Consider the following 21,673-nt stretch of genomic DNA (forward strand, 5'->3'; position numbering starts at 1 on the left):
CCACGATCCTCGGCCATCGACAGCTGTCACGCATCCGTGGCCCGGATCTCATACATCTGTCTGAAGGACCGGTCGTGGGGTGGGAGAATGTCCGGGTGAAGGACGAGTACCAGGACCTGGTGGACGAGATCTCCGCGCTCCTCGGCGCCCCCGCGACGCTGGAGAACCGGGACTTCCGCCTGATCGCCTTCGGCGCGCACGACAGCGACAGCGAGGGCGGCGAGCTCGTCCTGGACCCCGTCCGGACCCGTTCGATCCTGACCCGGCAGTCGACCTCCGCCGTCCGGTCCTGGTTCGAGGGCTTCGGCATCGCCCGCGCCACGGGCCCCGTGCGGATCCCCGCCGCGCCCGACGCGGGCGTGTTCCGGGGGCGGATCTGCCTGCCGGTGCGCTACCGGGGCATCGTGCAGGGCTACGTGTGGCTCCTCGACCAGGAGGGCCCGGACGCCGCGGCCGCCGGACCCGGGCCGCGGGAGCTGGCGGCCGCCATGGAGGTGGCCCAGCGGATCGGCGTACTGCTCGCGCAGGAGGCCAAGGCGGGCGCCGACCTGTCGCGGGAGTTCCTCGCGGTGCTCACCGCGGGGCGCGGCTGGCAACAGGACATGGCGGTGGCCGCGCTGCGGCTCGCCCTCGGGGCGGGCGGGGAGGGCCCGCACACGGTGGTGTGCGTGTCGCCGTGGGTCGGGGAGCTCCCCCAGTCGGTCCCGGGCGCGGCGGCGGTGTGCGTGGTTCCGGCGCAGGACCAGGAGGCCGGCGGGCGACTCGCGGCGCTGGTCCGGATGCGCGGTACGGACGCCATGGCCCCGGCCCTGACCGCCCTGGGGCGACTGCTGCCGCGCGCGACGGAGCCGACCGGCGCGGTGCAGGTGGCGACCCCCGGCGGCTCCCGGACCGCGAAGCCGGCCACCGCGCCGTCGGGCTCCGCTCCGCCGGTCGGTGCCGCGGCGGGCTCGCGGGCCGGGGGCATGAACGCGGGCGTGTCCGATCCGGTCCGGGCCCTCGCGGAACTGCCGGCGGCCTGGGCGCAGGCCACCGCGGCGGCGCGGGCCGCCACCGCCCAGCCGCGGTTGGGCCCCGTGGCCCAGTGGTCGCGGATCGGCCCGTACCGGATGCTCGCGGCGCTCCCGGCCGGCCCGGCGGACGATCCGGCCGCCCGGACCCTGCTCGGCCCCGCCCACCGCGAACTGGCGCGCACGGCCGAGGTGTTCCTCGACTGCGCCGGCCAGGCGGGCCGCGCGGCGGCGGCCCTCGGGGTGCACCGCCAGACGCTGTACTACCGGCTCGGCAAGGTCGAGCAGCTGACCGGCCTCGACCTCGACGAGGGCGAGGACCGCCTCCTGCTCCACATGGCCCTCAAGGCCTCACGCCTCCACCACTGAACCCGTCCCCGCCGCGAATCGACCGGGCCGCGAATCGGTCGGGCCGCGAGGAACCCCGGGGCCCGTCGTCGGACTCCGTCGCGGGGCGGAGCGAAGTGTGCCGACGGACCCCGGGGGCGCCCCCCATTCCGCTGCGGACCGCGTTCGCCTACCGTCACCCGCAGCGTCGACCTCCGGTCGGCCGAACCTTTCCGCACCGGCCGCGTGCGGTGCGGAGGCGTGATGAAGGCGATCGTCCAGGACCGGTACGGCTCCCCCGACGTGCTGGAGCTGCGGGAGGTCGACCGGCCCGCGGTCGCCGATCACGAGGTGCTGGTACGGGTCCACGCAGCCTCGGTGAACGCCCGCGACTGGCACCTGATGCGCGGGGACCCGTACGTGGCCCGCCTGGTCCTGGGGCTCGGCAGACCCAAGGTCGGGATCCGGGGTACGGACTTCGCGGGCCGGGTGGTGGCCGCGGGCCGCGACGTGACCCGGTGGAGACCCGGCGACGAGGTGTTCGGCGAGGCCGACGGGGCGTTCGCCGAGTACGTGGCCGCCTCGGAGGACGTGGTGGAGCTCAAGCCGGCCGGCCTGGGCTTCGAGGAGGCGGCGGCGCTGCCGCTGGCGGGGAACACGGCCCTGATGGGGCTGCGGGACCGCGGCCGGGTGGGGCCGGGCCAACGGGTCCTGGTCAACGGGGCGTCGGGCGGTGTGGGGACGTTCGCCGTGCAGATCGCGAGGGCGCTCGGCGCGGAGGTGACCGGCGTGTGCAGCACGCGCAACGCGGAACTGGTCCGCTCGCTGGGCGCGGACCACGTCATCGACTACGCCCGGGAGGACTTCGCCCTCGGGGGGCCGCGCTACGACCTCGTCCTCGACCTGGTGGGCAACCGTTCCCTGGCCGACTGCCGGCGCGTGCTGACCCCCACCGGAACGCTCGTCCTGTCCGGCGGCGGGGTGTCCGGGGGCGGCAGCCTGTTCGGTCCGATGGGACTCCTCCTCAAGGGGCAGGCGCTGTCCCGCTTCTCCCGGCACCGGCTCGCCGTGCTCACCGCCGCGCCGGACGGGGAGAACCTCGCGGCGCTGCGCGCGTTCGTGGAGGACGGCCTGGTCACCCCCGTCATCGACCGGACGTACCCGCTGGCCGAGGTGCCGGAGGCGATCCGGTACGTGGAGGTGGAGCACGCGCGCGCGAAGGTCGTCATCACCGTGTGACGTGACACCCCGCCGCCGTCGCATCCCCGTCGGGCCCCGGGACTGCCGGCCCGGCGGGCTCGAACCCCGCTCCCGTCAGGACGCGTTGAACCCCTGCGCCACGCGCCGCATGCCTTCCGTGAACTCCTCCGGGGTGGCGGCGCTCGCGGGGTCGAACAGCCACTGGACCATCAGGCCGTTGAGCAGCGCCTGGTAGACGGCCCCGACCGTACGGACCTCGCGTTCGGTGATGTCCTCCTCCCGGACGCCCGTCATCATCGCGATCAGGCCCTTGCGGCCGTCGCCCTGCGAGGCGGCGAGCAGGGCGCGCAGCTCCGGCATCCGGTCCCGGTCCAGGGCCACTTCGAGGCTGGCAGCCCAGATCGGCGCCGTCTCCTCGCGCCGGTCCAGGACCCCCTCGAACAGCGCCCGGAACCGGTCCGGGAAGTCCGCGTCCTCACCGAGCCCGGTCTGGAAGCCCTCGCCCCACTCCTCCATCAGGACGATGAACGCCTGCGCGAGGAGGGCGTCCTTGGAGCCGTAGTGGTAGCCGATCGACGCCAGGTTGGTCCCGGACGCGCTGACGATGTCGCGCGCCGTGGTGCGCACGAACCCCTTCTCGGCCAGGCACTTCTTGGCGCCTTCGAGCAGATCTTCACGATGTCCCATGCCGCCACGGTAGCAAGACACCCGTCCCAGACAGAAGTTCCAGACAGACGTTCCATACAATCGTCATAGACATTCGTTTATGACGGCTGTACATTCCTGCTCATGACGAACCCCGCCGCCACGGCGCGCCTCGCCGGCCGCCGCGAATGGACCGCCTTCACCGTCCTCCTGCTGCCCCTGCTCCTGGTCGCGATGGACGTGTCCGTCCTCTACTTCGCCATCCCGGCCATCACCCGGGAGCTCGACCCGAGCGCCTCCCAGCAGCTCTGGATCTTCGACAGCTACGCCTTCGCCCTCTCCGGACTGCTGATCACGATGGGCTCCCTGGGCGACCGCATCGGCCGCCGCAGGCTGCTGCTGATCGGCGCGACAGCCTTCGGCCTGGCCTCCGTCGCGGCCGCGTACGCCACCAGTGCCGAGATGCTCATCGCGGCCCGCGTGCTGCTGGGCATCGGCGGCGCGACCCTGATGCCGTCCACGCTGGCCCTCGTGCGCAACCTCTTCCAGGACGACGCGCAGCGCGGCAAGGCCATCGCGATCTGGTCCGGCGCCATGACCGGCGGCATCGCCCTCGGCTCGGTGTTGAGCGGGGTGATGCTGAACCACTTCCACTGGGGTTCGGTCTTCCTCATCAACGTCCCCGCGATGCTGCTCCTGCTGGTCCTGGTCCCGGTACTGGTACCGGAGTTCAAGGACCCGGCCCCCGGCCGCTTCGACCTGCTGGGCGTCCCGCTGTCCATGGCCGCCGTCCTGCCGGTGGTGTACGGGCTGAAGGAGATCGCCGCCGAGGGCTTCGACGCCTTCCGCCTGGGCTGCCTCGCCGTCGGGGCCGTCTTCGGGTACGTCTTCGTCCGCCGCCAGCGCTCCCGGACCGACGCGATGATCGACCGCTCCCTGTTCCGGGGGCGCGGCTTCGGGGCGGGCATCGGGCTCAACGCGATCGCCGCCTTCGCCATGATGGGCTCGGCCTACTTCACCACCCAGTACCTGCAGTCCGTCCTCGGCATGGGCACCCTGGAGGCGGCCCTGTGGAGCCTCGCCCCCTCGCTCCTCATCGGCGCCGCCGCCCCGGCCGGCGCGGCCCTGGCACGCAGGATCCCCCGCGCCCACGTCATCGCCGGCGGGTTCGCCCTCGCGGCGGCCGGGTTCGCGCTGATGGCCCTCACCGGCACCGATTCCCTGTGGCTGCTCCTGACCGCCTCCGGGGTACTGGCCGCCGGCATCGTCACCGTGATGTCCCTGGTCTCCGACATGGCGCTGGCCGCCGCCCCCGCCGAGAAGGCCGGTTCGGCCGCCTCCCTGCTGGAGACGGGTCAGGAGTTCGGCGGGGCGCTCGGCATGGCCCTGCTGGGCAGCCTGGGCACCGCGGTCTACCGCGGCGACCTGGCCGGTACGGACCCGGCCGTGCGGGAGACCCTGGGCGGCGCGGTCTCCACGGCCGGGCAACTCGGCGGCGGGGCGGGCGAACAGCTCCTGGCCCTGGCCCGCGAGGCCTTCGTGCACGGCATGCAATACGCGGCCTGGGGCGGGGCGGCCCTCCTGCTGGGCGCGGCGGTGCTGACACCGGTCCTGCTGCGGGGCGCCGCGGGGAACGCCCCCGCCGACACCGAACCGGCCGGGACTCCCCCGGTACCGGCCCTCTGAGCCGTTCGGGACGGGGGTACGCGCAAGGGCCCGGGGTGTGCACCCCGGGCCCTTGTGTCGCTGGTGGTTCCGCTCAGACGAGGTTGACCGTACGGGCCGAAGCGGCCCCGATCTCGGCCGAGATGGTCGCGAGGACGTCCACCGGGACCTCCGCGTCGACGGTGAGGACGACGAGCGCCTCGCCGCCCTCCTCGGCACGGGCGACCTGCATGCCCGCGATGTTCAGACCGGCCTCGCCGAGCAGCTGCCCGACCTTGCCGACCACGCCGGGACGGTCGGTGTAGCGCAGCACGATCATGTGGTCGGCCAGGGCCAGGTCCACGTCGTACTCGCCGACGCCCACGAGCTTCTGCAGGTGCTTCGGGCCCGCCAGGGTGCCGGAGACCGAGACCTCCTGACCGTCCGACAGGGTGCCGCGGACGGTCACCACGTTGCGGTGGTCCGGGGACTCCGAGCTGGTGGTGAGGCGGACCTCGACACCGCGCTCCTGCGCGAACAGCGGGGCGTTGACGTAGGAGACCGTCTCGTCGACGACGTCCTCGAACACGCCCTTGAGCGCGGACAGTTCCAGCACCTTGACGTCGTGCTGGGTGATCTCGCCGCAGACCTCGACATCGAGGCGGACCGCGACCTCGCCCGCGAGGGCGGTGAAGATGCGGCCGAGCTTCTCGGCGAGCGGCAGACCCGGCCGGACGTCCTCGGCGATGACGCCGCCCTGGACGTTGACCGCGTCGGGAACGAGCTCACCGGCGAGCGCGAGGCGCACCGACTTGGCGACCGAGACACCGGCCTTCTCCTGGGCCTCGTCCGTGGACGCGCCGAGGTGCGGGGTGCAGACGACCTGGTCGAGCTCGAAGAGCGGGGAGTCCGTGCAGGGCTCCTTCGCGTACACGTCGAGGCCGGCTCCGGCGACGCGACCCTCCTTGATGGCCGCGTACAGGGCGGCCTCGTCCACGATCCCGCCGCGCGCGGCGTTGACGATGCGGACGGACGGCTTCACCTTGTGCAGGGCCTCGTCCCCGATGAGACCGAGGGTCTCGGGGGTCTTGGGCAGGTGCACGGTGATGAAGTCGGCGACCTCCAGGAGCTCGTCCAGCGCCAGCATCTTGACGCCCATCTGGGCGGCGCGCGCGGGCTGCACGTAGGGGTCGTACGCGACGATCTTCATGCCGAAGGCCGACATGCGCTGGGCGACCAGGACACCGATGCGGCCGAGGCCGACGACGCCGAGGACCTTCTCGCTGAGCTCGACGCCCGTGTACTTGTTCCGCTTCCACTCGCCGTTCTTCAGGGCGGTGTTGGCCTGCGGGATGTGACGGGCCGTGGCGACGAGCAGGCCGCAGGCGAGCTCGGCGGCGGTCACGATGTTCGAGGTCGGCGCGTTGACGACCATCACGCCGGCCTTGGTGGCGGCGGAGACGTCGACGTTGTCGAGGCCGACACCGGCTCGGGCGACGACCTTCAGCTTCTTGGCGGCCGCGATGGCCTCGGCGTCCACCTTGGTGGCGGAACGGACCAGGATCGCGTCGACATCGACGATCGCGGGCAGCAGCGCGGCGCGGTCGGCGCCGTTCACGTGCCTGATCTCGAAGTCCGGACCGAGCGCGTCCACCGTGGCGGGCGACAGCTCTTCGGCGATGAGTACGACAGGTTTCGAGCTCACGTGGGTCCTCACAAGTCCAGTGCGGACGGCCGTCCCGACGGCCGCAGGCGTGGAGGGGGTAGCCGCGTGGAAGACGCACGACACTGTGGGCCTGACGCGTTGTGTTGAGCAGTGTAGTAGCGGATCCACAGCGGAATTCCGCCTGTACGGAAGGATCACCCGTCCGAGATTGGCCGGGGTGGACAATCCGTGCCGTACGAGGGTTGATTTCCGGCCGAGCCGGTGATGCGCGGCGGGGCCGGAACGCGCGTCCCGGCCCCGCCGCCCACGAGATCAGCTCTCGTCGTTGTCGACCCAGCTCATCAGCTTGCGCAGCTTCTTGCCGGTGGTCTCCAGCAGGTGCGCCTCGTCGGCCTTCTTGTACTCGTTGTACTTGGGCAGGCCCGCCTTGTACTCGGCCATCCAGGTGTTGGCGAACTCGCCGCTCTGGATCTCCGCGAGGACCTTCTTCATCTCGGCCTTGGTGGCGTCGGTGATGACGCGGGGGCCGGTGATGTAGTCGCCCCACTCGGCGGTCTCGGAGACCGACCAGCGCATCTTCTCCAGGCCGCCCTCGTACATGAGGTCCACGATGAGCTTCAGCTCGTGCAGGCACTCGAAGTACGCGATCTCCGGCTGGTAGCCGGCCTCGGTCAGGGTCTCGAAACCGGCCTTGACCAGGGCGGAGGCGCCACCGCAGAGGACGGCCTGCTCACCGAACAGGTCGGTCTCGGTCTCCTCGGTGAAGGTGGTCTTGATGACGCCGGCGCGGGTGCCGCCGATGCCGGCCGCGTACGACAGCGCGAGGGCGAAGGCGGAACCGGTGAAGTCCTGCTCGACGGCGGCGATGCAGGGCACGCCGCGGCCTTCCTCGTACTGGCGGCGGACGAGGTGGCCCGGGCCCTTCGGGGCGACCAGGGCGACGTCGACGTTGGCCGGGGGCTTGATGAAGCCGTAGCGGACGTTGAAGCCGTGGCCGAAGAAGAGCGCGTCGCCCTCCTCGAGGTGCTCCTTGATGGACTCCTCGTAGATCTCGGCCTGGAGCGGGTCCGGGGTGAGGATCATGATGACGTTCGCCCATGCGGCCGCCTCGGCCACCGGGACGACCTTCAGGCCCTGCTCCTCGGCCTTGGCCTTGGACTTCGAGCCCTCCTTGAGGCCGACGACGACGTCGACGCCGGAGTCACGGAGCGACAGCGCGTGGGCGTGGCCCTGGCTGCCGTATCCGATGACAGCGACCTTGCGGCCCTGGATGATGGACAGGTCGGCGTCGTTCTCGTAGAACAGCTCGGCCACTGGGATATCTCCTTGGTGCGCTGATGTTGCACCCACCGTACGGCGGGGAACGGAATCTGAGGTTCTTGGTCTCGCGATGCGAGCGGGAGCGTGTCCGGCCCGTCAGGCGCTGCGGTCGAGCGAGCGCAGGCTGCGGTCCGTGATGGACCGGCCGCCACGCCCTATGGCGATCGTGCCGGACTGGACCAGTTCCTTGATGCCGAAGGGCTCCAGCATCTTGAGCATCGCGCCGAGCTTGTCGGTGCCGCCCGTGGCCTCGATGGTGACGGCGTCCGGGGAGACGTCGACGGTCTTGGCGCGGAACAGCTGGACGATCTCGACGATCTGCGAGCGGGTCTCGTTGTCGGCCCTGACCTTCACCAGAACGAGTTCGCGCTCGATGGCGTTGTGCGACTCCAGCTCGACGATCTTGAGCACGTTGACCAGCTTGTTCAGCTGCTTGGTCACCTGCTCCAGCGGGAGGTCCTCGACGTTCACGACGATGGTGATGCGCGAGATGTCGGGGTGCTCGGTGACGCCGACCGCGAGGGAGTCGATGTTGAACCCGCGGCGGGAGAACAGCGCGGCGATCCGGGCGAGGATGCCGGGCGTGTTCTCGACCAGGACGGAGAGCGTGTGCTTGGACATGTGAGTCGTTCTCTCTCTTCGGCTCTCTCGGCTCAGTCGTCTTCGTTGTCGCCGAAGTCGGGGCGGACGCCCCGGGCTGCCAGGACCTCGTCGTTGGAGGTGCCGGCGGCGACCATCGGCCACACCATGGCGTCCTCGTGGACGATGAAGTCGATGACGACCGTACGGTCGTTGATCGCGTTGGCCTCGGCGATGACCTTGTCCAGGTCGGCCGGGTCCTCGCAGCGCAGCGCGACGCAGCCCATGGCCTCGGACAGCTTGACGAAGTCCGGGACGCGGGTGCCCTGGCGGCGGGTCAGCGACTCGCCGAGCTGGGAGCCGACCGTGTCGTGGCCCGTCTCGTCGCCGTGGAGCACCGTGTTGGAGTAGCGCTGGTTGTAGAACAGCGTTTGCCACTGGCGGACCATGCCCAGGGCGCCGTTGTTGATGATGGCGACCTTGATCGGGATGTTGTTCAGTGCGCAGGTGGCCAGTTCCTGATTGGTCATCTGGAAGCAGCCGTCGCCGTCGATCGCCCAGACCGCACGGTCGGGCATGCCGACCTTGGCGCCCATCGCGGCCGGGACCGCGTAGCCCATGGTTCCGGCGCCGCCGGAGTTCAGCCAGGTGCGGGGCTCCTCGTACTTCACGAAGTGCGAGGCCCACATCTGGTGCTGGCCGACGCCCGCCGTGAAGATCGTGCCCTGCGGGGCGAGGGCGCCGATCCGCTCGATGACGTGCTGCGGGGAGAGCGAGCCGTCCTCGGGCTGGTCGTAGCCGAGCGGGTAGGTCTCGCGCCAGCGGTTGAGGTCCTTCCACCAGGCGCTGTAGTCACCGGCGTTGCCGTCGGTGTGCTCGGCCTGGACCGCCTGGATCAGGTCGGCGATGACCTCGCGGGCGTCGCCCACGATCGGGACGTCGACCTCGCGGTTCTTGCCGATCTCGGCCGGGTCGATGTCCGCGTGGATGACCTTGGCGAAGGGGGCGAAGCTGTCCAGCTTGCCGGTGACGCGGTCGTCGAAGCGGGTGCCGAGGGCGATCAGCAGGTCCGACTTCTGCAGCGCGGTGACGCCGGTGACCGAGCCGTGCATGCCCGGCATGCCGACGTGCAGCGGGTGGCTGTCGGGGAAGGAGCCCAGGGCCATCAGGGTGGTCGAGACCGGGACTCCGGTCAGCTCGGCGAGGACCTTCAGCTCGGCCGTGGCGCCGGACTTCATGACGCCGCCGCCGACGTACAGGACGGGACGCTTGGCCTGACAGATGAGCTTGGCGGCCTCACGGATCTGCTTGGCGTGCGGCTTGGTGACCGGCCGGTAGCCGGGCAGGTCCTGCGTGGGCGGCCAGGAGAAGGTGGTCTTCGCCTGGAGGGCGTCCTTGGCGATGTCGACCAGGACCGGGCCCGGCCGGCCGCTGGCGGCGATGTGGAAGGCCTCGGCGATGGTCTTCGCGATGTCCTCGGCCTTGGTCACCAGGAAGTTGTGCTTGGTGATCGGCATCGTGATGCCGACGATGTCCGCCTCCTGGAAGGCGTCCGTGCCGATCGCCTTGGAGGAGACCTGGCCGGTGATGGCGACGAGCGGGACGGAGTCCATGTGCGCGTCGGCGATCGGGGTGACCAGGTTGGTGGCGCCCGGGCCGGAGGTGGCCATGCAGACGCCGACCTTGCCGGTGGCCTGCGCGTAGCCGGTCGCGGCGTGTCCCGCGCCCTGCTCGTGGCGGACCAGGATGTGACGGACCTTCTTGCTGTCCATCATCGGGTCGTACGCGGGGAGGATGCAGCCACCCGGAATCCCGAAGACGGTGTCGCACCCCACCTCTTCGAGAGAGCGGATGAGGGACTGCGCACCCGTGACGTGCTCAACTGCGGTGGACTGCTGTCCACCCGTACGGGGCCGCGGCTGCGGATGGTGGGCCCCGGTGGCCTGCTCGGTCATCGGCATTCTCTTCTCGAAGCTGAGGGTTTTACGAGGAGCGGGGATCCCCCGGGTCAGAGCCGGGGGCGTGTGCCAGTGCAACAAAAAACCCCTCGTGCCGGGTGGCAAGCGAGGGGAGCGCGTCGGGAGTGTTGAGCGGGGACATGCAGGTCCCAGCTTCAGCCGACGCGCTTTCCAAGTACGAGAATTCGGGTGCGCATGGCATTGACCCTCCCTCCGGCGGGAGGTGGATGTCAAGCGGGTGGGACGGGCGTCTCATTATTTGAGCCTCTACGGATGACCATCGAACCACCGGACGAGCCTCCGGCCAAGGCGGGCTGGGCCGTACCGCCCGGTACTGGGAACGTACCGCGCACGAGCGCGCGCCGCAGCCTGTATTCGTCGAGTGGGCCGGAGAACGCCGTTCCCTGGCCGTGGGTGCACCCCATCGCGCGCAGCGCCATGACCTGCTCGGGCAGGTCCACGCCGTCCGCCACGGACTGCATGCCCAGATCGTTTGCGATCCGCAAGAGTCCGGCAGTGATCTTGTGCAGTCTGGCGGACTCGACCACGCCCTCGACCAGCCCCCGGTCCAGTTTCAGGAGGTCCACGGGCAGGCGCCGGAGGGCGCTGATGGCCGCGTAACCGCTGCCGAAGCCGTCGAGGGCGATGCGTACGCCCAGCCGGTGCAGGGCCGTCAGGCGGCGCTCCAGCTCATCGAAGGGCACTCTGGGGTCGGAGGCCGCCAGTTCGAGGACGAGCGCGCCCGAGGGCAGCCCGTGGCGGGTCAGCAGCGCCTCCACGGACCCGCGCGGCATCGAGCGGTCCAGCAGACGCTGGGCGGTCATCCGGACGGCCACCGGTACGTCGTGTCCGGCGCGGTGCCGCTCGGCGGCCTCCTCCACGGCCTCCGCCAGCAGCCAACGGCCCAGTTCGGCGCTGCGGGCGGCGTCCTGCCCGGGGGCGCCCGCCTCGCTGTGCTCGGCCACCCGCAGGAACTCGGCCGGGGTGAAGAGGATGCCCTGCGCGGAACGCCAGCGGGCCTGCGCGGCCACGGCCGTGACCTCGCCGGTGGCCAGTGAGACCACGGGTTGGTGCAGAAGGGTGAATTCCCCGTCGTGGAGCGCGCTGCGCAGCCGGCCGGCGAGCTCCGCCTTGCGGACCACCTCGGCCTGCATCTGCGGGGCGTACAGCTCGACCCGGTCCTTGCCGCCGGCCTTGGCCCGGTACATGGCGAGGTCCGCGTTGCGCATCAGGTCCGAAGGGGTGATGCCGGGGTCCGCGAAGGCGACGCCGATGCTGGCGGCGACGCGGACCTCGCTCCCGGCGATCCGGTAGGGCTGGGCGAGGGTGGTGCGCAGCCGGTCGGCGATCTCGTGGACCTGGTACTCCCGGGCGCTGCGGTCTCGGCTGCCGTCGCCGAGGATGAGGGCGGCGAACTCGTCACCGCCGAGTCGGGCGGCGGTGTCCCCGGCGCGGACCGAGGCCTGGAGCCGGTGTGCGGCCTCGACGAGCAGTTCGTCGCCGGCCTGGTGGCCGATGGTGTCGTTGACCGCCTTGAAGCCGTCGAGGTCGATGAAGAGCACGGCGGTGCTGTGGTCCCCGGACCGGCGGCCGGTGAGGGCTTGGCGGACCCGGCGGGTGAACAGGGCGCGGTTGGGCAGGTCGGTCAGCGGGTCGTGTTCGGCGCTGTGCTGGAGCTGGGCCTGGAGCCGGACCCGTTCGGTGACGTCCCGGCTGTTGAGGATGAGCCCGCCCTGGTGGCGGTTGACGGTGGATTCCACGTTGAGCCACTCGCCGGTGCCCGATCTGAACCGGCATTCGATGCGCGTGGTGGGTTCCTCCGCCGGTTGGGCGGCGAGGAAGCGGCGCACCTCGTGGACCACCTGACCGAGGTCGTCGGGGTGGATCAGGGTGGCGAGCTCGCTGCCGACCAGCTCCTCCGCCTCGCGGCCGTAGACACCGGCGGCGGCGGGGCTGACGTAGCGCAGGGTGCCGGTGGGAGCGGCGATCATGATGACGTCGCTGGAGCCCTGGACCAGGGAGCGGAAGTGGTTCTCCTTCTGGGCCAGTTCCTGGGTCAGCGCGATGTTGTCGAGGAGCATGATGCCCTGGCGGATGACGAGGGCCAGGACGACGGTGCAGCCGGTGAAGACGACCATGCGGTCGACCTTCCGGCCGTCCACGACGTTGTAGAGGATCCCGAGGGTGCACACCGCCGCGGCGAGGTACGGGGTGAGGGCGGGCAGGGAGCCGGTGATGGGGCGACTGTGCGGCCGCTCGGCGCGCGGGGGCGCGGCCCGGCCGGCCGGTTCGGCCCTGCGGGCGCCCCAGGGCGCGTAGGCGAGCAGCAGGGAGCCGGCGAACCAGCCGGCGTCGAGGATCTCGCCGGAACGGTAGGTCGTGTTCAGCAGCGGCGAGGTGAACAAGGCGTCGCTGAGGACGGTCAGCGCGAGGGCCGCGATGGCCGTGTTGACCGCGGAACGGTTGTTCGCCGAGCGGCGGAAGTGCAGCACCAGGACCATCGACACGAGGGCGATGTCGAGGAGCGGGTACGCGAGCGAGAGCGCGGCGCGCGGCACGCTGCCCGGGGCTCCCGACTGCGCGGTGCGGGCCGCGTTGGCGAGGGCCAGGCTCCAGGACAGGGTCAGGAGCGAACCGCCGATGAGCCAGGAGTCGAGTCCGAGGCAGACCCAGCCGGCCCGGGTGACCGGACGTTTGGCGAGGACGAGGAGGCCCACGATGGCGGGCGGCGCGAAGCAGAGGAAGGCGAAGTCGGCGAGGGAGGGCTCGGGCACCTCCTGGCCGAGGATGACCTCGTACCATCCCCAGACCGCGTTGCCGAGGGCGCCCATGAGCGAGGAGAAGGCGAACATCAGCCAGGCGGGTCGCTCGCGGCGGTCGATCGTCCGCGCGTAGTGGTAGCAGGAGACCGCGGCGAGTAAGCCCGCCGTGCTGAGCCCGAAGTCGCCCATGATCTTGGCGACTTCCTTGGACCCCCAGCCCAGGGCGGCCCCGACGGCGTACCCGCCGCTGACCACCGCGAGGAGGAGCTGCGCCGCCAGCCCCCGGCCGCCGTCCGCCGCGGCGGGGGGCCGGGTCAGGAGCGCCGCCCCCGGGGCGCTCACCGGTCCCCCTCGCCGGCCAGTTTCGGGGCACCCCATCGTCGCCTTCGGCGGCTCTGCCGCGTCGGATCCTTCGTCCATTGGCCGTGCATCGCCCGTCGCCCCCCAAATGGTCCGATCACTCCCCAGCGCCGTACGAACGCGCCGCAGCCCCTTCTTCCGGACGATACACCACTTTCGTCACTCAGCGACATAGCTTCTCTACTCTCCGTCACCATCAGGGGAGTTGTGGCCACTGCCCGCGCGCGGGCGGTCGCGGAGCGTGCGCGCGGGGCGCCTCAGTCCGTGACGAGCACCGTGTTCTCCACCGGCTCACCGGCGGCGAAACGGGTGAGCTGACGGGCCACCAGTCGCTTCGCCCGCGGCTCGAACGCCGAGCTGCTGCCGCCCACATGAGGGGTAATCAGGACGTTCGGGGCGTGCCAGAGCGGGTGGCCGGCGGGCAGCGGTTCGGGATCGGTGACGTCGAGCGCGGCCCGCAGCCGGCCCGATCCGACCTCCGCCAGAAGGGACTTGGTGTCGACGACGGGACCGCGGGAGACGTTGACGAGCAGGGCGCCGTCCTTCATCCGGGCGAGGAAGTCCGCCCCGGCCAGGCCCCGGGTGTCCGCGGTCAGCGGCGTGCAGAGGATCACCACGTCGGCGGCCGGGAGCAGCCGGGGCAGGTCGGCGAGGGCGTGCACCGGACCGTGCGGGGCGGTGCGCGCCGAACGGGCGACGCGGCTGACCGGACCGCATTCGAAGGGGGCCAGCCGGTCCTCGACGGCCGCGCCGATCGATCCGTAGCCGACGATCAGGACCGACTTGTCGGCGAGCGACTCGTAGAAGCCGTCGCGCCACTCCTCCCGGTCCTGGCCGCGCACCATGCGGGGGATGCCCCGCAGGGAGGCGAGGGTCAGGGTGAGCGCCAGTTCGGCGGTGCTGGCCTCGTGGACGCCGCGGGCGTTGCACAGCCGTACGCCGGGGCCGAGGTCGGCGAGGCCGCCGAGCACGTGGTCGATGCCCGCGGTGAGGGTCTGGACGACCCTCAGGTCGGGCATCGCCGCGAGCGGGCGCAGGGTCACCTCCGGGGACTTCATGTACGGCGTGACGTAGAAGACGCAGGCGGCGGGGTCCGCGGGGAACTCGTCCTCGCCGTCCCACCGGCGGTAGCGGAAGGAATCGGGCAGGCCGTCGATCTCCCCGGCGGGGAAGGGGAGCCAGACGTCGGCGGTCGGTGCAGTCATGATCACGAGGCTATGCCAAGGGATCCGGATCAAGCCGTTAGTTTGAGGGCCGGACCGGGAGGGGGACGCAGGGGTGGAGCGCAGGTCGATCGGGTCGGGACCGCTGACGGTGGGAGCCATCGGGCTCGGCTGCATGCCGATGAGCTGGGCCTACGCGCCGTCGCTCCGCCGGGGCGAGGAGTCGCTGCGCACCGTGCACACGGCGCTGGACCTGGGGGCGAACCTGCTGGACACGGCCGATCTGTACGGGCCGTTCACCAACGAGCTGGTCGTCGGACGGGTCCTGCGGGAGCGTCGGGCCGACGCCTTCGTCTCGGCGAAGGTCGGGTTGCGGGCGGGCGATCAGCACGTGGTGGCCGACGGCCGGCCGGGCTACGTGCGGCGGGCCTGCGACGCCTCGCTGCGGCGACTGCGGACCGACGTCATCGACCTGTACCAGCTGCACCGGGTGGACCCGGACGTCCCCGTGGAGGAGACCTGGGGCGCCATGGCGGAGCTGGTGGGGGCGGGCAAGGTGCGGGCGCTGGGGTACTGCGCGCTGGGCGCGGGGGCCGGGCCGGGCACCGGACGGCGCGGTGACCGCGCGTACGGGACGACCCTGCGGCGGCTGGAGCGGGTCCAGCAGGTGTTCCCGGTGACGGCGGTGCAGGCGGAGCTGTCGGTGTGGTCCCCGGAGGCGGCGTGGCAGCTGCTGCCGTGGTGCGCGGCGCGGGGTGTGGGGGTGCTGGCGGCGATGCCGCTGGGCAGCGGGTTCCTGACCGGGACGCTGACACCGGGGCAGGGTTTCGAGGACGCGGACGTGCGGGCCCGGCACCCGCGGTTCACGGCGCACGCGATGGCCTCGAACCAGGTGCTGGTGGCGGGGCTGCGGCGGGTGGCGCTGCGGCACGGGCCGCAGGTCACGGCCGCGCAGGTGGCGCTGGCGTGGGTACTGGCGCAGGGGCCGCACGTGATACCGGTGCCGGGGGCCGAGCGGGCCCGGTGGGCGGCGGAGAACGCGCGGGCGGCGGAGGTGCGGCTGACGGCGGCGGAGCTGTCGGAGATAGCGGCGCTGCCGTCCGCGGTGGGAGCCTGGGACTGAGCGGGCACGGGCGGGCCGGAGGAGGCGGCAGCCCCCTCCGCCGGGCGCGCCCCGCCGACGGGCGCGCCGAGCGCGGCAGGCAGGTGCACTCGATCGGGTGTACGAGCGGTGGAACTTCACGGGCTGCCCCGGCTGTTGGAACAGAGGGAAGGCAAGCGGCCACGGAGGGGAGCAGGGCGATGCGGGACGACGGACGGATGGACGGCGCCGGGGGCGCCGGGAGCGCCGGTGTCAGGGGCGTGAGCGGTCCCCGCGGGCGGCGGCCCGGGCGGTACGAGGTGGGCGGCGCGGGCCGGCGCAACCGCTTGGCCGCGATCGCGCTGGCCGGGTGCGGGGCGCTGTTGGCGGCGGGCTGCTCCTCGTCGGGCGGGGCGCAGGCGGGCGCGGGCGGCTCTCCCCCGGGATCGTCGCCGGCCGGGTCCGCGTCGCCGGGGTCCTCGGCCTCGGCGAAGACCCCGGCGGCTCCCGCGAAGGGCTCCGTGACGGTGACGGGGGAGGTCGCCAAGGGCCTGGAGTCGCCGTGGGGCGTGGCGGCGCTGCCCGGCGGTGACCTGCTGGTCGCCTCCCGGGACAAGGGCACGATCAGCCGGGTCCGGGCCGACACCGGCGCGGTGACGCGGATCGGCGGGGTCCCCGGGGTGGCACCGGGCGGCGAGGGCGGCCTGCTGGGGCTGGCCCTGTCCCCGAAGTTCGCGACGGACCGGTTGGTCTACGCGTACTTCACCACGGAGTCGGACAACCGGATCGCCCGCATGCGCTACGACGAGCAGAAAGCACCCGGGCAGCAACTGGGGGCGCCCGACACGGTGTTCCGGGGCATCCCCAAGGGGGTCATCCACAACGGGGGCCGGATCGCCTTCGGGCCGGACAAGATGCTCTACGCCGGGACTGGTGAGACCGGTGAGACGGGGCTGGCACAGGACAAGAAGTCGCTGGGCGGGAAGATCCTGCGGATGACGCCCGACGGCGAACCGGTCCACGGCAATCCCGAGGCGGACTCCGTCGTCTATTCGTACGGACACCGCAACGTGCAGGGCCTGGCCTGGGACAAGGACAAACGGCTTTGGGCCGCGGAGTTCGGGCAGAACACCTGGGACGAACTGAACCTGATCGAGCCGGGCGGCAACTACGGCTGGCCGGAGGCCGAGGGGAAGGCGTCGAAGCCCGGCTTCCGTGATCCGGTGGCGGTGTGGAGAACGGACGAGGCCTCGCCGAGCGGGATCGCCTGGGCGCAGGGCTCGATCTGGATGGCCGGGTTGAAGGGTCAGCGGTTGTGGCGGATCCCGCTGGACGGAGCCGTGCCGGTCGCGGAGCCGGAGGCCTTCCTGGAGGGGAAGTACGGGCGGCTGCGCACGGTGGTCCCGCTCGGTGGGGACGGTCTGCTGCTGGTAACGAGCGAGACGGACGGGCGGGGTTCGCCGGAGTCGGGCGACGACAGGATCCTGACCCTGAAGGTGCAGTGACCGGACGAGGCCCCGGAGGGGCGGAAGGCACGGTGCGCGGTGTTCAACATGATCGAGGAACTGTTCAACCCCGGTCGCAAGCACACTGACGAGGAGAAGAAGCGCCTGGAGCTGTCCCGGACCGACGTGAACGACGGCGACCCGGGACGGGGCCCGATAGACCTGGACTCCGGAAGGGTTCTCATACGCCCTTCCGAGAGTCCCGGTGACACCGTGACGTAGACCGTCGCTCTCGGACCCTGCCGGTCGGGCCCGCGTTGTCCGGTCCCGTGCGCCGGAGGGCGCCGGGTGCTCCCGGTGCTCCCGGTGCTCCCGGCGGGCGCTAGCCGCGGCCGGCGGGCGTGGTCGCCGGGGCGGGTGGTGTCGGTGGCGCGACGACCGTGAAGAGGCGCAGGCGGTGGGCGAGGGCGGCCGCCTCGCCGCGGCCCGCGACACCCAGCTTGGCCAGGATGTTCGACACGTGCACGCTGGCCGTCTTCGGGGAGATGAAGAGCGCCTGCGCGATCTGCCGGTTGGTGCTGCCGCCCGCGACCAGGCTCAGCACCTCCCGTTCGCGGCCGGTCAGGCCGAGGGCCTCGGCGGGGTCGGTTTCCGCGGCGGGCGGGGCCTGCGGGGTCTCGGCCGCGGCGTCCAGCGGGATCCGGGCGCGCTGCGCGAGCAGGGCCAGGTCCTCGCGCAGCCGTCGGGAGCCGAGCCGGTCGGCGGTGGCGTGGGCGTCGCGCAGCAGGGTGGCGGCCTCGGTCCGGTCCCCGCCCGCGGCCAGCAGGGCCTCGGCGAGCCGGTGGCGGGCCCGGGCCAACAGGTAGGGGCGCTCAAGGGGGCGGACCGCCGCTTCCACGGTGGTCCAGTCGGCGACGGTGTCGGCGGCGTCGGCCCGCAGCAGTTCGGCCCGCACGTACTCGGAGTGGGCGATCCACACGGGCGCCGGGGTCGCCAGGGCGCGGGCGGCCGTGCGCAGCAGGCCCAGGGCGGCGCTCCGGCCCGGTTCGGCGGCGGGCAGGCCGCGCGCGTCGGCCTCGGCCGTGGCGCCGGCCAGCAGGAGGGGCCAGGCGTAGCGGTGTTGGCCGAGCCGGAAGCCGAGGGTGACGGCCTCCTCGATCTCGGAGCGGACGTCGGCGATCCGGCCCTCGCCGGCGGCCACGCCGACGGCGAGGCGGTAGAGCGGGACGCGGTGCTGGGGCTGGGTGTCGTGGGTGCCGAAGTGGGCGTGCGCGGCGGCCAGTTGTTGGGCGGCCTCGGCGAGTTCGCCGCGGGCCAGGGCCAGGTAGGCCAGGCGGGCCGAGGCTGATCCGCGGGGGGCCGCACTCTGGCCGACGCTCAGGGTGCGCCGTGCGGCCTCGGCGGCCTCGTCCCAGCGGCCGAGGCTGTACAGGCTCTCCGCCATGTTCCCGCAGACCCAGGCCTCGGTGTCCATGAGCCTGGATTTCTTGACCAGTTGGGCGCCCCGTTCGGCCAGTTCGACGGCCTCGCGGGACCGGCCCATGCTTTCGAGTTGGGAGGTGAGGTTGATATGGGCCCGTCCCACGATCGGGATGAGACCGAGTTCGGCGGCCCGGTCCTTGACCGCGTGCATCTCGGTGAGTCCGGCGCTGCCGTCGCCGGAGTCGGTGAGGAGGCAGCCGAGGGTGATGCGGGCGTTGAGTTCGGTGTCCTCGGCGCCGACCATGCGCGCGTAGCCGACGGCGCGTTCGGCGGCGGCGAGGTTGCCGGGTCCGGGGTTGTGGAGCATGCCCCAGCCGGCGGCGAGGACGAGGACGTCGGCGTGCACCTGGGACGGGGGCAGCCCCTTGACGAGCTCCTGCGCCTTGGCTATTTCCTCCCAGCCGTCGCCGCGGCCGAGGCCGGCGACGAGCCGGGAGCGTTCGGCCCAGAACCAGGCGGCGCGCAGCGGATCGGCGCCGTCCTCGGCGAGGGCCCGCAGGGCCAGCTTGGTTATCTTCAGGGCGCGTTCGCGTTCGCCTCCGAAGCGGGCGGCGACCGTGGCCTCGGCCAGCAGGTCGAGGCGCTGGAGCGGGGTGGTCTCCGGGTCGCAGCCGCAGGGCGGGTACACGTCGGTGTAGTCGGCCGGGCGCAGGCCCTCGCGGATCTCACCGGGGGTGCTGTCCCACAGGTCCATGGCCCGTTCCAGCAGGCTCAGCTGCTCCGAGTAGGCGTGCCGGCGGCGGGCGGTCACCGAGGCGGCGAGGACGGCGGGCAGGGACTTGGCGGGGTCGTTGGCGGCGTACCAGTAGTTGGCGAGCCGGATGACGCGTTCCTCGGCGCGGACGAGCGTCTCGTCGTCCTCCATCGCCTCGGCGTAGCGCCGGTTGACGCGGGCGCGTTCGCCTGGGAGGAGGTCGTCGCTGACGGCCTCGCGGACCAGGGAGTGGCGGAAGCGGTAGCCGTCGCCGTCGGAGGTGGCAAGGAGGATGTTGGCGCCGACGGCGGCGCGCAGCGCCTCGAAGAGTTCGTCCTCGCCGAGCCGGGCCACGGCGCGCAGCAGCGGGTACTCGACGGTGGATCCGCCTTCGGCGACGATCCGCACCACGCGCTGGGCGGCGTCCGGGAGGACCTCGACGCGGACGAGGAGGAGGTCGCGGAGGGATTCGGTGAGCCCGGTGCGGCAGCCGCTCTGTCGGGAGGCGACGAGTTCCTCGACGAAGAAGGCGTTGCCGTCGGAGCGGTCGAAGACGGAGTCGACGAAGGTCTCGTCGGGCTGCGAGGCGAGGATCCCGACGAGCTGGCGGCGCACCTCGGCGCGGTTGAACCGGGGCAGTTCGATGCGCTGGACGGTGCGGAGCCGGTCCAGTTCGGCGAGGAGCGGGCGCAGCGGGTGGCGGCGGTGGATGTCGTCGGCCCGGTAGGTGGCGACGACGACGAGTCGGCCGTTGCCGAGCGTGCGGAAGAGGTAGGCGAGCAGGTGTCGGGTGGAGGTGTCCGCCCAGTGCAGGTCCTCCAGGACGAGCACGAGGGTGCGGTCGGCGGCGAGGCGTTCCAGCATCCGGGCCGTCAGTTCGAAGAGCCGGGCGGTGCTCTCCTCGTCGTGGGGGCCGCGGGGGGTCTCGCCGAGTTCGGGGAGGATCCGGGCGAGCTCGTCCTCCTGGCCGGCGGCCGCGATGGCGAGTTCTTCGGGCAGCCGGCGGTGCAGGGCGCGCAGGGCCGTCGAGAAAGGGGCGAAGGGAAGTCCCTCCGCCCCGATCTCCACACAGCTTCCGACGGCCACGACCGCACCGCGGCGGGTGGCCTCGCTGATGAACTCCTCGGTCAGCCTGGTCTTGCCGACCCCTGCCTCGCCCCCGATGAGCAGGGCCTGCGGCTCTTGTTCCGCGGCGCGCGTCAGGGCGTCCACGAGTACGGCCAGTTCGTCGGCTCGGCCGACGAACACCGGGCTGACAGATCTGGTCTCCACGCCGCCGAGCATCGCACAGAGCTGCGGCTCGGCGGCACCGGATATCGCTGCGCTCCTCATCACGTATCAGTTCACGTGGTGTGCGGCGCGGGTTACGCGGCGCGGGTGAAGAGGCCGCGGACCGCTCTCACCGGCCCTTCGGGTTCCTGGCTGCGGGAGGAGCCGCGCCGCGCCTTCTTGGCCTCCTGGACCATGCGGTACCGGTCGGCCTCGCGGATGAGGTCGGCGCGGCGGGCGGTGGCCATCTCGTACTCGAACATCTCGTACTCCCTGGTGGTGTTTCTCGGGCACCTCGTTCGGTGTGATCCAAGATTCGCTTCCCAGAGGGGGCCGCCGCATCGGGCGCATGCCGCATCTGTAGGGGGTCGGGGTCCTTAGGCCGCGGCGCCGGGCGCTCCAGGTCGGGTGGAGCGCCCTAAGGGGGTGCCTACTCGGCGGCCGTCGGCATGGGGACGAGCACGTCGAAGTACATGAGGCCGAAGAGCAGCACGCCGAGGAGTCCCAGGGCGACGGCGGCCCAGGACACGGACCGGATCCAGACGGGCAGGACGCGGCCGGGGGCGCCGAAGGCGGGGCGGGCCAGGACGAAGACGGCGATGAGGAGGGCGAGGGTGGACAGGACACCGTTGACCAGTGCGGTCATGTGCCAGGCGTCGCCGTACAGGGCGGCGATCTTCTCCTTGGCGGTGGCCGCGTTGGCCGACTCGATCTGGCCGATGAGCGTCTGGCGTTCGGCGATCACGCGGGAGACCCAGCTGCCGCTGAGGGCGACCAGTCCGAGGCCCGCGGCGACGATCGCGGAGGCCGCGGCGCCGACACCGGCGTGCTCCTGCGGCGCGGAATCGTCCTCGTCCTCGTCGTACGCGGAATCCTCGGCGTGCTCGAAGGCCTCGGCTTCGGACGCGTCGGCGCCGGTGGTGGTTCCGGCGGCCGGGGTGGCTTCGGCGGTGGTGTCGGCGGGGGCGGCGGGGGTACCGGCAGCCGTGTCCGCGTCGGCGTCCGCGGCCACCTCGGGGGCGGTCGGGGCGGGGGTCTTCTTGATGTCCATGCCGCGCACCGTAGGCG

At 72.3% G+C, this 21,673-nt stretch carries 16 protein-coding genes; 6 read left to right on the plus strand and 10 right to left on the minus strand.

Features of this window, described 5'->3' with window-relative positions; translation table 11 throughout:
- Positions 1–74 precede the first annotated feature (74 nt).
- Together ACFVS6_RS26585 and ACFVS6_RS26590 are read left to right on the plus strand one after the other, a co-directional pair.
- Positions 75–1,379 carry a PucR family transcriptional regulator gene (locus tag ACFVS6_RS26585; RefSeq protein ID WP_389707578.1) on the plus strand — a complete coding sequence of 435 codons (1,305 nt, stop codon included), beginning with the start codon at positions 75–77 and terminating at the stop codon, positions 1,377–1,379.
- Positions 1,380–1,601: 222 nt separating this feature from the next.
- Complete coding sequence (locus ACFVS6_RS26590) at positions 1,602–2,576, plus strand: NAD(P)-dependent alcohol dehydrogenase (protein ID WP_389707580.1); 975 nt, start codon at positions 1,602–1,604, stop codon at positions 2,574–2,576.
- Positions 2,577–2,651: 75 nt separating this feature from the next.
- On the opposite strand, the gene ACFVS6_RS26595 is transcribed toward ACFVS6_RS26590, so the two are convergent.
- Positions 2,652–3,224 carry a TetR/AcrR family transcriptional regulator gene (locus tag ACFVS6_RS26595; RefSeq protein ID WP_389707581.1) on the minus strand — a complete coding sequence of 191 codons (573 nt, stop codon included), beginning with the start codon at positions 3,222–3,224 and terminating at the stop codon, positions 2,652–2,654.
- A gap of 102 nt (positions 3,225–3,326) precedes the next feature.
- On the opposite strand from ACFVS6_RS26595, the gene ACFVS6_RS26600 reads away from it, so the two are divergent.
- The gene (locus tag ACFVS6_RS26600) at positions 3,327–4,868 is read left to right on the plus strand and encodes an MFS transporter (protein ID WP_389707583.1); all 1,542 of its coding nucleotides are present in this window, start codon (positions 3,327–3,329) and stop codon (positions 4,866–4,868) included.
- Between the two features lie 73 nt (positions 4,869–4,941).
- Here ACFVS6_RS26600 and serA read toward each other — a convergent pair whose 3' ends face one another.
- From serA to ACFVS6_RS26630, 6 genes are all read right to left on the minus strand, one after another.
- Positions 4,942–6,531: a phosphoglycerate dehydrogenase gene (gene serA / locus ACFVS6_RS26605; RefSeq protein ID WP_389707585.1), complete on the minus strand. Its 1,590-nt coding sequence runs from the start codon at positions 6,529–6,531 to the stop codon at positions 4,942–4,944.
- A 273-nt stretch (positions 6,532–6,804) separates the two neighbouring features.
- The gene (gene ilvC / locus ACFVS6_RS26610; protein ID WP_281206934.1) at positions 6,805–7,806 is read right to left on the minus strand and encodes a ketol-acid reductoisomerase; all 1,002 of its coding nucleotides are present in this window, start codon (positions 7,804–7,806) and stop codon (positions 6,805–6,807) included.
- 102 nt (positions 7,807–7,908) lie between these two features.
- Complete coding sequence (gene ilvN / locus ACFVS6_RS26615) at positions 7,909–8,433, minus strand: acetolactate synthase small subunit (RefSeq protein ID WP_281206935.1); 525 nt, start codon at positions 8,431–8,433, stop codon at positions 7,909–7,911.
- Between the two features lie 32 nt (positions 8,434–8,465).
- A complete protein-coding gene (locus ACFVS6_RS26620; protein WP_389707588.1) occupies positions 8,466–10,352 on the minus strand; it encodes an acetolactate synthase large subunit in 1,887 nt (628 codons plus the stop codon).
- Positions 10,353–10,579: 227 nt separating this feature from the next.
- The gene (locus tag ACFVS6_RS26625) at positions 10,580–13,453 is read right to left on the minus strand and encodes a putative bifunctional diguanylate cyclase/phosphodiesterase (protein WP_389707590.1); all 2,874 of its coding nucleotides are present in this window, start codon (positions 13,451–13,453) and stop codon (positions 10,580–10,582) included.
- A gap of 275 nt (positions 13,454–13,728) precedes the next feature.
- Positions 13,729–14,676 (minus strand): 2-hydroxyacid dehydrogenase, encoded by a 948-nt coding sequence (locus ACFVS6_RS26630; RefSeq protein WP_389707592.1) that lies wholly within the window; start codon positions 14,674–14,676, stop codon positions 13,729–13,731.
- 73 nt (positions 14,677–14,749) lie between these two features.
- Here ACFVS6_RS26630 and ACFVS6_RS26635 point away from each other — a divergent pair, with 73 nt between their 5' ends.
- The 3 genes from ACFVS6_RS26635 to ACFVS6_RS26645 all read left to right on the plus strand — a co-directional run bounded on the left by ACFVS6_RS26635 (position 14,750) and on the right by ACFVS6_RS26645 (position 17,442).
- On the plus strand, positions 14,750–15,757 hold the full coding sequence (locus ACFVS6_RS26635; RefSeq protein WP_389707594.1) for an aldo/keto reductase: 1,008 nt from the start codon (positions 14,750–14,752) through the stop codon (positions 15,755–15,757).
- Between the two features lie 179 nt (positions 15,758–15,936).
- A complete protein-coding gene (locus ACFVS6_RS26640; RefSeq protein WP_389707595.1) occupies positions 15,937–17,220 on the plus strand; it encodes a PQQ-dependent sugar dehydrogenase in 1,284 nt (427 codons plus the stop codon).
- A 48-nt stretch (positions 17,221–17,268) separates the two neighbouring features.
- Positions 17,269–17,442, plus strand: a complete 174-nt coding sequence (locus tag ACFVS6_RS26645; protein ID WP_389707597.1) for a DUF6191 domain-containing protein — start codon at positions 17,269–17,271, stop codon at positions 17,440–17,442.
- A gap of 100 nt (positions 17,443–17,542) precedes the next feature.
- On the opposite strand, the gene ACFVS6_RS26650 is transcribed toward ACFVS6_RS26645, so the two are convergent.
- The 3 genes from ACFVS6_RS26650 to ACFVS6_RS26660 all read right to left on the minus strand — a co-directional run bounded on the left by ACFVS6_RS26650 (position 17,543) and on the right by ACFVS6_RS26660 (position 21,656).
- Entirely contained in the window at positions 17,543–20,620 is a 3,078-nt protein-coding gene (locus ACFVS6_RS26650) for an AAA family ATPase (RefSeq protein ID WP_389707711.1), read from the minus strand.
- 80 nt (positions 20,621–20,700) lie between these two features.
- A complete protein-coding gene (locus ACFVS6_RS26655) occupies positions 20,701–20,868 on the minus strand; it encodes a hypothetical protein (RefSeq protein WP_389707599.1) in 168 nt (55 codons plus the stop codon).
- A gap of 167 nt (positions 20,869–21,035) precedes the next feature.
- Positions 21,036–21,656, minus strand: coding sequence for a hypothetical protein (locus ACFVS6_RS26660; RefSeq protein ID WP_389707601.1), 621 nt, complete (start codon positions 21,654–21,656; stop codon positions 21,036–21,038).
- Positions 21,657–21,673 lie beyond the last annotated feature (17 nt).

It is taken from the genome of Streptomyces sp. NPDC057939, assembly GCF_042887545.1.
In the GTDB taxonomy this organism is placed as follows: Bacteria; Actinomycetota; Actinomycetes; order Streptomycetales; family Streptomycetaceae; genus Streptomyces.

Bases quoted from the DNA above. Each gene is read 5' to 3' on its own strand.
- ACFVS6_RS26655 (WP_389707599.1), bottom strand. From the start codon at position 20,868: ATGTTCGAGTACGAGATGGCCACCGCCCGCCGCGCCGACCTCATCCGC.
- ACFVS6_RS26595 (WP_389707581.1), bottom strand. From the start codon at position 3,224: ATGGGACATCGTGAAGATCTGCTCGAAGGCGCCAAGAAGTGCCTGGCC.
- ACFVS6_RS26660 (WP_389707601.1), bottom strand. From the start codon at position 21,656: ATGGACATCAAGAAGACCCCCGCCCCGACCGCCCCCGAGGTGGCCGCG.
- ACFVS6_RS26640 (WP_389707595.1), top strand. From the start codon at position 15,937: ATGCGGGACGACGGACGGATGGACGGCGCCGGGGGCGCCGGGAGCGCC.
- ACFVS6_RS26600 (WP_389707583.1), top strand. From the start codon at position 3,327: ATGACGAACCCCGCCGCCACGGCGCGCCTCGCCGGCCGCCGCGAATGG.
- ACFVS6_RS26590 (WP_389707580.1), top strand. From the start codon at position 1,602: ATGAAGGCGATCGTCCAGGACCGGTACGGCTCCCCCGACGTGCTGGAG.
- ilvN (WP_281206935.1), bottom strand. From the start codon at position 8,433: ATGTCCAAGCACACGCTCTCCGTCCTGGTCGAGAACACGCCCGGCATC.
- ACFVS6_RS26630 (WP_389707592.1), bottom strand. From the start codon at position 14,676: ATGACTGCACCGACCGCCGACGTCTGGCTCCCCTTCCCCGCCGGGGAG.
- ACFVS6_RS26620 (WP_389707588.1), bottom strand. From the start codon at position 10,352: ATGCCGATGACCGAGCAGGCCACCGGGGCCCACCATCCGCAGCCGCGG.
- ACFVS6_RS26645 (WP_389707597.1), top strand. From the start codon at position 17,269: ATGATCGAGGAACTGTTCAACCCCGGTCGCAAGCACACTGACGAGGAG.
- ACFVS6_RS26650 (WP_389707711.1), bottom strand. From the start codon at position 20,620: ATGCTCGGCGGCGTGGAGACCAGATCTGTCAGCCCGGTGTTCGTCGGC.